This is a genomic window from Blautia wexlerae DSM 19850, from assembly GCF_025148125.1.
Lineage (GTDB): Bacteria > Bacillota > Clostridia > Lachnospirales > Lachnospiraceae > Blautia_A > Blautia_A wexlerae.
Genome location: NZ_CP102267.1, coordinates 2,155,913 through 2,168,614, shown reverse-complemented (window position 1 = coordinate 2,168,614; position 12,702 = coordinate 2,155,913). Strand labels below are relative to the sequence as shown.

Here is a 12,702-nt window from a genome sequence, read left to right as displayed (position 1 = left end):
TTTATCCTCATACCTAACTTTTCATCTCCCCATTCAGTCGCAGCTTGGTAATTAGCTGACTTATGGCTTTACCGACGTGCTATTTTCCCTGATATTTAGTTTCCCTCACAGGTAAATCGGTTGATGATAGGACTGTAAGATACTATCCTAATACCTTGCCAAAGGTATATTTATTATGATGCCTTTACGGGCGCACGTTCAATATCAGAGGGTTTCCAGGGGCAGTCGATATGATGGGCCGCCACCATTCTTGTCTGGATATTGGTTCCTACCCCCAGTTTTTCGGTACTTCCTATAATGATACGCTTTCTGCCAGCCCTGACATCTGAAAACATGCGGTCTCTCTGTTCATCTGTTTTTGCATCATGGATAAAGCAGATTTCTTCCTCTGGAATACCTTTAGCAATCAGTTCGTGTTTCAGATAATCATAGACGGTAAACGGTTTTCCTGGTCCTGGTGTCCCGATATCCGAAAAAACAATCTGCGTTCCTTTCTGTTCCTGGGACTGTACATATTCCTGATAAATGTTTTCTACTGCTTTATTCAGTTTTGAATCCGTATCCACTGGCGCATGACTATCCAAAAGCCGGGGATCTGTGCCCAAAAGTCTTGCTTCCCCGGTAATGCGGAGCATATTGTCGTCTTTGGGGTCTACTGCACCTCTATGGATTGCTTCAGCCCTTTTCACCATTTCCTGCATACGTTCTTTCACATAATCAGAGGCTTCCGATACTACGATCTTATATTTTCCGTCCTTTAATTCTGGCCGCTTAATATCCAGCATGTCAGGCAGGATTATGTCTGCCACTTCTTTAAATAGATGAATCAGCTCCGGCAGGTTGATAAACTTATTAAACCTGGTCCGCATCCGGTAACCGGTACCTTCTGGTGCCAGTTCCAGGGAGCTGGTAACTTCCCCAAACACAGAAGCCCATGCGTCAAAGTGGTAAATCCCCTTTTCGTGAAGCCGCCTTTCCTGTAGATATAACTGCATCACATAGAGTTCCACCATAGAATTTGACAGAGGGGTTCCTGTTGCCATAATGACACCCCTTCCCTGATTTTTTTCGTTGATATACTGGATCTTCATACGCATATCCATAGCCCTCTGGGAACCGCTGGAACCCAGACCCGCAACATTGTTCATTTTTGTAAAAACTTCCAATAGTGATAGGTAAGGCTTTGAAGTTATCTCCACCTTTTCCCCCACCCCACACCGGGCGTGCAACTTTCATCGCACCCGGCGTACCATCAAACTAACTTACTACCCTCCATCGGGGTTCAACACTTTATGCCCTCACAGTACATATCGTGCTTACAAATTTCACTTTTGTTTATACTTTTGAATCTTCTTTAATACCTTTTCATCTATGTTTGGCGGTATCGGACCGTTGTTGACCATTCGATAACAGTCATTGCATAGCCATACAAGATTTTGCACTTTGTTTACTTTTCCTAACGGAAGTTCCCCTTTGACGTGATAACAATACTTTTTGTTATCTAAAAACAGCGGTTTCTTACAGCACTTACACTTGCCTTTATCTCTGTTGTACGCATATTCCCTGTTCATGAAGTATTCAAAATTATATACGGTCTTTGCATAGACCGAAAGCTGTATATCCCTTGCGGTATTCACTGACGGTCTATCACATGGAAGAGGCTTGCTTCTGCTACGGAAATAACTGTAAATTCGTCTGCCCTCCTCCGTATAAGGTGTCATGCGTTGGTCGAATGGCTTGCTTTCATACTTACTATGGGTAATAAACGCCATAGTAATTCCAAACCATTCTCCCTCAATCGGAACAGCAAATGTTTTACTTTTGTATCCCTCATGCCTATGCGGTAGGTTACAGAGCTTTTCCATTGGTATTTGATACTTATTGTAGTGTCTGGGAAATCTCTTTTTCCATACTGCCAATGCTGTGTTATTGATTCTTCTGTCTATGACATGAAGAGCATGAGAGCATATTGAGGGTTGTAAATACTGTGCCAGCCCCACTATCATGGAGTTCACACGCTGTATCTGTGCCGCCTGTACGTTCCTTTCTGTGGATTCTCCAATCACTCGGACTTCGTCAGCAATCTTCTGTATTTTATCTTTCAATCGCTCCATGTCTGGTAATGGTTTACCCACCAGATTTTCCGTCCACGTTTGGGGGTCAGGGGTTTTCCTCTTTTTCTCCGCTTTGACCACAAAACCGAGGAAATGGATTCCCTCCGTTCTAAGGTCTGTTACAAACGTCTTTTCCTGTGATAATTCCAGTTTCATTTTATTTCTAAAATATTTTGTCATCACACGTTTTAATCGGTATGCTTCCTGTTCTGTTGATGTTAAGATAACCCAATCATCTGCAAAACGAAAATTGTACTTTGGAGTTACTCCCAACCATTTCAATCGTCGTGTATCATTACACTTATGTTTGCATTTCCTGTGGGGTTCCATATACATTCTTCCTACATACCAGTCAAAATCATTCAGATATACATTTGACAGCAATGGAGATAAAATTCCGCCCTGCATTGTGCCGAGTTTTGTATCATTCCTAGCACCGCTTTCTAAATATCCAGCCTTTAACATCTGTTGTATGATTTTAATCACTCTTTTATCGTGGATTCCAATACGCCATATCTTCTGTAACAGGATTCTGTGGTCGATATTGTCAAAACACCCTTTAATATCTCCTTCAACCGCCCATACAGGCTGGTCTTTTGAATAAGTAGAAGCATTGATGACATTGATAATATCTCTGACAGCGTGTTTCTGTGCCCTGTAAGGTCGAAATCCATAACTGTGCGGATAAAATCTTGCTTCACATATAGGCTCAATAATAATTCTCACACATTCCTGTATAATTCTGTCCAAAACTGTTGGAATACCCAGTGGGCGTTTCTTTCCATTCTTTTTCGGGATATATACTCTTTTTGCTGGCTTCGGTCTGTAATTACTGAAATTATCTCTTATTAGTGCAATTAGTTCCTCTTTTGGCATTTGCAGATATTTGTCCATTTTCATCTGGTCTATGCCAGCCGTTTTACTGCCTTTATTAGACTTAATGTTATGAATTGCGGTAACAATAGTAACTTCATTTACCATTGCTTCAATAAGACCTGTGAAAGAGATTCCTTCTTTCGATTTTACATAAAGAAAATCTAAGGTCTGTTTTAATTCCGCTTCTGTTGAAAATCTGACGTTCAAATGCACAAGGCTATCACCTCGCAGTTCGTCACCCATATTTCAGGGAGTTTTTCTTTTCTTATTTTGTGAAATTTGTAAATTAGTTTGACTAGTCCCCTTCGCCATGAGTATTTCAACTCTTGTGACTGGCTTTCCCAATCTCAGACTACTATGGGACTGCTGACTTCTTGTGTTTTCATCACTCTGTACAGCTCCCACACAAGCTCTCAAACGTTCCTAAATCTCTATCCTTTTGTAGATTTAACTACTTGAAGACCTTAGGTTGCTACCTTACACCGTAGGGACAAATACACTTTGAAACATAGTTGTTGTGTACTCTGTATGATATTTCATTCATACAGGAATGTATTGAAAAACCAGCAATACACTCTTCCCTAATCTTTCGTCCTTTCGGACGCCTACTACTCTTACGATGCTGCATAGCTTCTTCTACGTGTAACCATAGTCTTCGGAAGACCGCACTATATATTCCATATCCCGCAGGACTTAGGACTTCAAGTTACGACTTCTTCACGCTTTATACGTGGGTGGATACAGCCACCTCGCATAGTGAAGTATTATCTCGCACACCACCTATAGCTTTGATATGCTATCATCAGTGTTGTTTCTGTGTGGCAAGGGTAATTCTCCCTTGATTTCGAGATTTAAGTTCTAACAGTTCATTCTTATTTCTAAGTGATTTCTGTCGGTCGATTTCGGTAAGTTTATCAGACTTACCTTGTGCGACAACGTTTCGCACAGTTTTTGAACAGGTGTGCTTCGTCTACAAATAAGGCATCTACGCCGGTTTCTTCAAAGTACATCACGTCATCTTTGATTTCTTCATTGTTCAGTTCTTCGATTTTCTGCAACAGTTTTTTCTTCCTGCTTTCCATCTGCTTTATAGACCAGTTCTTTCCATCTTCTTCCCTTGCCCGGCTAATAGCTTCTACCAGTTGCTCTGCCTGTTCTTCGATCATAGCTCTTTGCCGGTCAGGGGAAATGGCAATTCTCTGGAACTGGGTATGGCCGATAATAATACAGTCATAATCCCCAGTTGCCATTCTGGCAATCATGCGTCTGCGGTTTTCCTTCTGAAAATCTTCTTTTCTGGTAATCAGGATTTTCGCATCTGGATAAGCCCGCAAAAATTCCGCCCCCATCTGGAACGTCAGGTGGTTAGGAACGGTAAGAAGGGGTTTCGTTGCCAGCCCCAGTCTCCTCATTTCCATACAGATACAGATCATTTCCAGAGATTTACCGGCACCTACTGTATGGGCAAGCAGGGTATTTCCTCCACACAGCAATGCCCTTGCTACAGCATTTTTCTGATAAGGACGCAGCTTTAACAGGGGGTTCAGTCCCGGCAGTTTTAAATAAGAGCCATCATAGCTTCGTTGTCTGTCGCAGTTAAAGGTTTCATTATAAAAATCCACATATTTTTTTCTGCGCTTTGGTTCCTTAAAAATCCAGTCCCGGAAGGCTTCTTTTATCTGCTCCGCCTTATCCCTGGCAAGCATGGTTTCCTTCCGATTAATTACATAACGTACTTTTTCCCCTTCCTGCACCCGGTCCCTGATAGTCACAATCCGGCTGTTTAACAATTCCTCGATAATGCTGATCGCATCCATAAATCTTGTACCATAGGTTTCCCTGGTACGAATGGTTCCTCCAAAAAAGTTTCCCCTGTCAATATGGTACGACATATCTGCATCTAAGCGCTCAACCTTGAGGGCGTGGCCAATATGAGTGCAATAGTTTCTTTGATTATTCTCCGGTATTTCCAAAAGCTCATATATAAACTGTTCGTAATCCTCATTTTCAATCCAAGTTGTTCCCAGTTTTACACTGATCTCAGGCGCTGTCAGGTCTTTGGGCTGCACCTTTTCCAATGCTTCCACATTATCTGCAAACAAAGGATTGTTCTGTGCATAGATTCTGGCAATACGGAGCTTCTGCCGCACATTGCCACTTAAATACTCATCTGCGGTTTCCCACCCTGCATTTGGGTCGTCTTCCTTGGCCAGTACCGGGTTCTGGTAGATTAACCCCTTTAATTCCCGGATCAGTTCCTTCCTGTTTCCCGGATAAAGGGAGAGCATATAGGGAATATCCACCCGATTATATTCTGACAGACTGATATGCAGTGCTTCCTGAGCATTTTCCACTTTGTCTATCACATCTCTGGGGCGTATGGTCCTTTTATAAAAGATATCGGCTTTTGTTACATTTTTGTCCTCATCAACCACTTCCAGGGAAGAAAGCAGTGGATAATCGTTGTCCTGCCGGAAAGCCATTTTATTTGTCCGGTCACAGAAATATCCATGCGTTTTCACAAAGGCATCATATAAACGGTTTAACTGTTCCTGTGCCTTTTTCAATTCCTGATCGGAACAATTTTCCTGCTGTATCTGTAAAATTTCACGCACCAGAAGGCGGATTTTATGCATGGCACGTATCCGACGCTTCACACTTTCCTTTGCCTGGCTCCGGTATAAAGACTCCCCTTCCCTGTAATATACTTCGTCCTGTATCACTGTAAATGTATAATTGGGTATCTTAGGGGAAGCAGCTAAGACATCCTGTGCTTCTTCCTTTTTTTCTGCTATGCTTTCTTCATAACAGTTTTGGGGAAGTTCTCCAACTGCGTCCAAAATTCCTTTTTCCAGGTCAAAGTCTTCTGCATTATTGACCAAGGCTGTATATTTGGAATCTTTCCCGAAAAACTGTTCAAACCAGACCATTTTCCCAAGCATCATTTCCGGGTGTTCCAGATAATACTCATTCACCGGTACCATATCTTCCGTAAGCCCTGTATAAGTCCAGATTGGTTCCCCCATTAAAGGCTCTGCTTTTTTCTGAAAAAATAAAAGGTCACTTGTAACTGCTGTATTGGCACTCTTTCCAAAAGAATCTGCTGGAAGCCGGACTGCCCCTAAAAGATCTGCCTGTTCTGCCAGATTTTTTCTCACAGTGCTGTCATTTTTATCCAACGTCCCTTTTGAAGTTACCACTGCCAAAATACCTCCTGGCCGAAGGAGATCCATGCTTTTCCGGATAAAGTAATCATGGACTTTTAACTTCATCTTTTTATATCTGGGATCGTACAAACGGAAATCCCCAAAAGGCACGTTTCCTACAACCACATCAAAGCTGTTATCCTCAAATTCCGTTTTTTCAAATCCTTTGATCTGGATATTTGCTGAAGGGTGGAGCTTTTGTGCAATCCTTCCGCTTATGGAATCGATCTCTACGCCATAAAGCTGTGATTTCCGCATACTTTCCGGAAGACCATGAAAAAAGTTTCCAATCCCCATAGCCGGTTCCAGAATTTTTCCCTTCTGGAATCCAAACTGCTCCAGGGCTTTATAAACACCCCGCACCACTTCCGGCGGCGTATAAAAAGAACTGTTGACACTAGCCCTTGCCTGGGCATATTCTTCTGCGGTCAACAGTTCCTTTAATTCCTGATATTCTTTTTTCCATTCCGGGCGTTTGCTGTTAAACGCATTTGGCAGCCCACCCCACCCTACATATCCGGCAAGGATTTCCTGCTCTTCCTTTGTGGCATTTCTCTCTTCCTGCTCCAGGATTTTTAAAATACGAATAGACCGGATATTTTTCTGATACCGGCTTTTATCCCCTCCGGTAAACTGTAGCCACCCTTCCGGATAATAATAATCTCCTGCTTCTTCCCTGCTGTCCGTCTGGACAAGATTTTTTTCTTCCCAAAAGGAATCTTCCTTTTGGAGGATCGCAGTATATTCTTCCCATAACGCTGGAAACCAAGGAAGCAGGCGGTACATATTCTCCTGCTGCTCTAAGGTTTCTGCATCTTCTGTATAAGCAATCTGGTCGTCCTCTGCCAGATGTGCAGTAAGCCCGCCAAACTGATCCCAGGATAGTTCCTGTAGAAAATCCTGGCTTTCCGGCAGAGTAATCCTGATCCCGCTTTCTTGGATACAAAGCTCATAATTTCCATGTTCGGTTCGAACCAGATAATAAGGCTGGCCTTCCGGTACTTCCCGAAGCAAAAGCATCTTCAAAAAATGGTTTTTTTCTTCCGGTAGCTGATTGGTCGTATAGACCAGACAGAGCATTTTCTTTAAAATATCTGCCTGGATATTCTGTTTATAAAAGGCTATTCCAATCTCTTCTAATGGGAATGGTTTCTTTTCCTCAAACACTTCCTGCGTATTCTCTGGCTGTAAGGTTTCTTCTATATCTTCCCCGTTTTCTAAGGCTTGCTCCGATACGGATAACAGGGGAAGATACGTTCCTCTTTCAATCCGTTTCCCTATCTCAAAAGAAACCTCGTCCCAGTACCAGAACGCCTCCTTCATGGAAGTTTCCTTACTCCAAAGGATATAAAAACCGCTGGGACAGCTTTCGGCGGTCAGGATACCGTCTTTTGTATGGGCTTCTCTTTTTACATCTCCATACACTTCATAAAGATAGGCTTCCCGGTCTGTTTCTTCCGGATTATTCCGGTAAAACTCATAAATTTTATATGGTATCTCCCGCTCTGTCATCTCCAGAAGAATTTTCTCTTTCTGCCAGTTTTCCGGTTGTACAGGTTCTATCTCCCCAGACGGAAAAGGAACCGCCGAAGCAGTTCCTTTCTCTGTATCCTCTTCTGTTTTTTTCTGTTTTATCCGATCCTGGGGTGAATGATCTCCTCCATAACCTGTTTCTGTGCTTCCATATCCGCCTGTATCCGAAGACTGGTCATTTCCAACGTGTTGTAAGGGTCGGTCCTGTCCTCTCTGGTCCAGGTCTTCAGAAGACTTTCTGCCAGTTTCTCGTGGTATTCCTCCGCTTCTGTCTGGATTTTCATAAGTTTCTCCATCAATTTCCCGGACAGGAGCATCATTTCGTATTGGGCCTGGTCCGTTCTCTTCATTTCCTGTGCTGCGATCCTGCCGTAACGGTTCAGGGACGCCAGCATCTTCTCCTCGCTCATCACGCCCTCTAAAACTGGTATCTGTACGCCATTCATTTCCCTGTACTGGATTCCTGCGATTCCTTCCATAATACTGTCTCCTTTCAAGGTCTATGTTCTTCATGGTCCTTGCAATCTGTAACACAATCCGCCCAGATAAATGAGATACCAACCGTCCTGTTCGGTACAGAATCTCCTCATTCTCTGAAAAACCGCAGATAAAAGAAAAATCCAGGGTGTCATCTCGGATACCGCAGCGGCTTTCCACCGCATAACAGACACTGTTTACAAGAAACTCTGTAATCTGGTTTTCTTTTACCTCCTGTCCCTCTCCGGTAAGGACAGCCAACTTCTGCAAGGATTTTAAAATTTCATCTTCCTCTTCTATCATAAGCCAAACATTTGTTCTTGTAAAGGCGTCTAAAGAATTTTTAAACTTTTTTTCCTGTTCGTAGATTTCCGGGAACAGCTCCCTTGCCAGCAGCCTGCGGTTTGTCCCATTCACCTGCCAATTCCAGGGCCGGATTCCCTGTCCCTTTACATCTTGAATATCATAAACATGAGTCACTCCTTCCCCGAAAATTTTGGAAGGAAATACTGCAATTCCTTTACTCCCTCTGGCAACCGGCAAATCCATTTCATGCCAGGCATCATATCCTGCAAGAACAGAAGCATCTGGACGCTGGGCATATACCATACAGGTATTTAAGAAGTCCAACTGATACAAGCGCCCCATGCAGGAAAGGAAATTTTTCCAGGAATCCTCCGACTTTGAAATCCAGTGTATGGTTTCTTCATACAGTTCCCGTACTTTTGTGATATGCTTCATCTTCTGTTCCTTCTTTCTTTTACAGGTACCAGTTCTTTTGCAGAAATATCACGATAGGAAAAATCATCTGCTCCCAGCACGATTTTTTCTGCATAATAATCTGCTTCTGCTTTTGCAGTTGCCTCTAATTCATTCCCGCCCCGGTATCTTACTTTTTTCTCCAGGACTTCTGTTATGGTCACTTCATATTCTTTTTCGTCCATGCTTCTCCTTTCTTACTGCAAGCGGCTGGGTCTTCCATACAGCCCAATGTTCGACGGATTGAACGGGTCATTGACCACTCCACGTCTGCTGTTGGCTGCATGTACCATTCTGCCATTACCAACATAAATTGCCACATGGGAAATATTGCGGAACTGCCCATTCTGCTCATAAGAATAAAAAATCAGATCTCCCGGCTCCAGTTCGCCTTCTGTAACTTCCAGCCCATGTGTTACCATAAATTCTCCCTGGGTAGAGGCAATCGCCGGAAGGGAAATGCCTACCTCCTGATACAACCGCTGTACCAGGGAACTGCAATCATAATATCCTTCCTCATACCGGTGTTCCTGACTGTATTTACAGCCTACCTTCGTCAGTGCCAGATTTGCAACGTCACTTCCTACACCAAAGGAAGGGATCTCATTTCGGAATTCCTCACTCATGACTTCCCTTAAAAGTTCTTCTTCTTTTTCTGTCAGCTTTCCAAGTGCAATATAGTCCTCATAATTCAAGTTCTTGACATAATAGCCCTTCTTTGTTACCGTAATCTCATTTTCGTCCCCATCTGCCAGAAACGCTTCAAAAGTCTGATGTCCCCAGGCAGACGCAGATGCATGGTCCGCACAGAAAACATCAAATTGTACCCCATACCGGTCAAATGCCCCGGTATCTTCTACGGTATATTCAATCCCATTCATAATGATCCTGGTTCCCATAGGGACAAAGGGGTTCTGTGCATCTACTGCAAGGGTATGGTCCGGTTTTGGCATGACACCGGAAGCTGTCGGTCCTCCTGCCCACTGCCCACAACAGATACTACACTGGCAATAGCCGCTGGTAACAACATTTCCCAGACTTTCCCCTGCCTTTATGGTGGTGGTTATGGTCGTGTTTTCAAAACTGTTCATTTCATCAAAGATTTCCTTCAGCTTGTCCTTATGACGCTGATCCATATCCACACCTATATCCCCAGTTCCATACTTCACCATATAAACCATTAAAGTATCATAGTAATTACTCACATAATTCCCGTTTTTCTCATGGAGATAGGTGACAGCCCCATCTTCCCCATTTTGTCCAAGTTTTGTATTAAAGTCCATGTAGTAACCGCTTAAAACTTCTCGGACGGTAGGGTTCTCCTCAGACGGATTTGGCATGAACGCACCAAGGGGCGAACAGTATAAGAGGAAAAAGATAATCACTACAGGGATTGCCACCACAAGAAGAATACTGAACAGCGGAGCTAAAAGCGCCCCGGCAAACTGGATCACCTTCAGCATAAACACAGAGGCTTTCATCTTTACAATATCTTTTGCCACCTGTGCCAAACTATCCTGCTGCCCATTTCCGGTGAGCTTATTGATCATATACTGGATTTTTCTCTGCCGGACTGCCTGTTTTTTCTGTTTCTCCATCTGTTTCTTTTTCACTGCTTTTGTTTCTCTGTAAAACTGCTTATTGGTGATCTTCCCATCTGCCTGTTTTACCTTTAATTCCTGCTCTGCCTTTCTATAATTCCGATCCTTCCACAGCTTTTCTGCCGGTGTTGTTGCTGTCCCCATGACATAAAGAGAATCATTGACTTCCTCCCCGCCCTCTAACTGGGTCAATATAGCAGCCTCTCCCCGGCGTACCCCTTTTATGGCAGTCTGCTTCGCCAGGGAAGATTTTTTTGTTTCCGCCAGCTTTGCAGCCTGTTCTCTCCGGTACTGTTCCTTCGCCCGAAAACCAGCAGAGGGCTGGCTGTTTGGTGCTGTCCCCTGTTTCATCTGATCCATCTGTAAGGTTCCCGGTACAGATACCGTACTTTTGGTCTTTCCATTTTGTTTTCTATCTTCTGCTACTCCACGGATTACTGCCTCTTTCCCGGCTTGCTTTTTCTTTTCCTTTTGTTTTTCAAACAGCGCTTCTCTGCCTTGCTCCGGCTGTTTCCCTTTTTCTGCCCCTTCTTTTTTCTTTCTCTGCCCTAAAAGATCGGCCACCGGCTTAGAGGTAAAAGCAGCTTTCTTTTCCTTTGCAGATAAAATCGGATTTTTCTTATGCACCGTCACCTGGGCTTCTTTTTTTAATTTCAGCTCCGGCTCTTTTTCTTTTTTTACCTTAATCTCCAAAACAGTCCCCCTCTCCGGGGTTTAATTCTTCTGCCTGATACCAGAGCGCCTGAAACAGATACCCCTGTTCCTTTTCTCTGGGTGGTGGTCCGTACTCCTTTTCCAATTCCTGAAAGGCTTCCATAAGGTTTCCGGAAAATTCCTGGTAATCATCTTCTGTCAGGATATATTTTTCACTGAACAGTACCTGCTCCAATTCCCCCACTTCTACCAAATGGTCTATGTCTTCCGGGGAAAGCGGCGGTCCCAGTCTGTCATAAGTCTTTTCTTTCAGGTAGGAAAACTGATAAAGTTCCGTCTGCTGCGGTAAAATCTTCTCCTTACTGCCATCAAAGAGCAAAAAAATAGCTTCCGCTTTTAAGAAAACGGAAACCTCAGCCTGCTCACCATATTTTAGTGCCTGCTCCTTAGAAGGAAACTCCAGCCAGTCCGGAATACGGATTTCCAGCATCCAGGCTTCATACTGCAGTCCAAAAGATAATTGATATTTTGCGATAATTCCTCCTCCCTTCCACTACAAATAGTCATAATAAATCTCATGGTATCTTCATGAAAGGACAATTCATACTGTCCGGGGATACCAGGATCTTCCATCCACCAACGGAAAAAAGCATCTACATCTGACCATAAGCGGGAATTGCACTGCCTTCCTGCAGCTTTCCTTAACTCCAGCATTTTAGCAAAAGCCCGCCGGTATGCCCTCTCATAGGTCGGGAAGATGCGGAACTCCCGGTATCTTTGTTTTCCTGCCATAGGACAGCCTACACAGCCAACCCGGTGAAATCCCATTTCGTAAAGAGGGTTCATGGGTATTTTCTCTGCCTGGATATACTCCCAGACCTGCTGGTCACTCCAGTCAACAATGGGATTGCATACGTGTTTGCCCCTTGACAGGCATGATTCAAAGAGCCGCCTGGTATCATCATTATCATTATTTAAAATAATGGCACGTTTTTTTCCATTTGGGACAAAGTTTTCATAAATCCCCCTGTTTTTCCTCCGCTTTCGACTTTCTGCCCACCGGACACCTGTGGTGATAAAACGCCCAGCCCCACCATTTTCTTTTAGAACCTCACAACAATACCGGATAGTCCTGGTAGGAGGGATCATTTTCATGGGGATCAGGCTCCACATAGTTATCCGCTGCCCTTTATAGTAAGGTTTATTGATACTACAAGTTATACCGGCCTGTTCTGCCTTCTGAAACTGTTCCCTCACATAATAAATAGTCTGTGGGGCATCTGCAGTAGTCAGGTTGTGCATCAGTTCAAATGGCACGCCGGAACGCCGTACCAGTTCCCTGCATACGGCACTGTCTTTTCCTCCACTGTCCGTCACTACCAAAGGAAGCCCATAATGTTGCAGGGACATCTGGCTGGCAGTGCGGATACGTTCTATTGCTGTTTTTTCTAAATCCAATTTTTTTCAGGAGGGAAGATATCT

Annotated in this window: 7 protein-coding genes; all 7 read right to left on the bottom strand. The window is 43.6% G+C overall.

Annotation, left to right across the window (positions count from 1 at the left end):
- Positions 1–173 precede the first annotated feature (173 nt).
- Positions 174–1,148 carry a hypothetical protein gene (locus NQ550_RS10075; protein ID WP_025577487.1) on the bottom strand — a complete coding sequence of 325 codons (975 nt, stop codon included), beginning with the start codon at positions 1,146–1,148 and terminating at the stop codon, positions 174–176.
- 177 nt (positions 1,149–1,325) lie between these two features.
- Positions 1,326–3,233 (bottom strand): group II intron reverse transcriptase/maturase, encoded by a 1,908-nt coding sequence (gene ltrA, locus NQ550_RS10070; RefSeq protein WP_192927171.1) that lies wholly within the window; start codon positions 3,231–3,233, stop codon positions 1,326–1,328.
- Positions 3,234–3,910: 677 nt separating this feature from the next.
- On the bottom strand, positions 3,911–8,947 hold the full coding sequence (locus NQ550_RS23075) for an N-6 DNA methylase (RefSeq protein WP_025577483.1): 5,037 nt from the start codon (positions 8,945–8,947) through the stop codon (positions 3,911–3,913).
- Complete coding sequence (locus NQ550_RS10060) at positions 8,944–9,150, bottom strand: DpnD/PcfM family protein (protein ID WP_025577481.1); 207 nt, start codon at positions 9,148–9,150, stop codon at positions 8,944–8,946. Before NQ550_RS10060 ends, NQ550_RS23075 begins: the two co-directional genes overlap by 4 nt.
- Positions 9,151–9,162: 12 nt before the next feature.
- Positions 9,163–11,259, bottom strand: a complete 2,097-nt coding sequence (locus tag NQ550_RS10055; protein WP_025577480.1) for a C40 family peptidase — start codon at positions 11,257–11,259, stop codon at positions 9,163–9,165.
- On the bottom strand, positions 11,249–11,710 hold the full coding sequence (locus NQ550_RS10050) for a hypothetical protein (RefSeq protein WP_025577477.1): 462 nt from the start codon (positions 11,708–11,710) through the stop codon (positions 11,249–11,251). Before NQ550_RS10050 ends, NQ550_RS10055 begins: the two co-directional genes overlap by 11 nt.
- Positions 11,653–12,678: a phosphoadenosine phosphosulfate reductase family protein gene (locus tag NQ550_RS10045; protein ID WP_025577475.1), complete on the bottom strand. Its 1,026-nt coding sequence runs from the start codon at positions 12,676–12,678 to the stop codon at positions 11,653–11,655. The genes NQ550_RS10050 and NQ550_RS10045 overlap by 58 nt, the downstream gene beginning before the upstream one ends.
- Between the last annotated feature and the right edge of the window lie 24 nt (positions 12,679–12,702).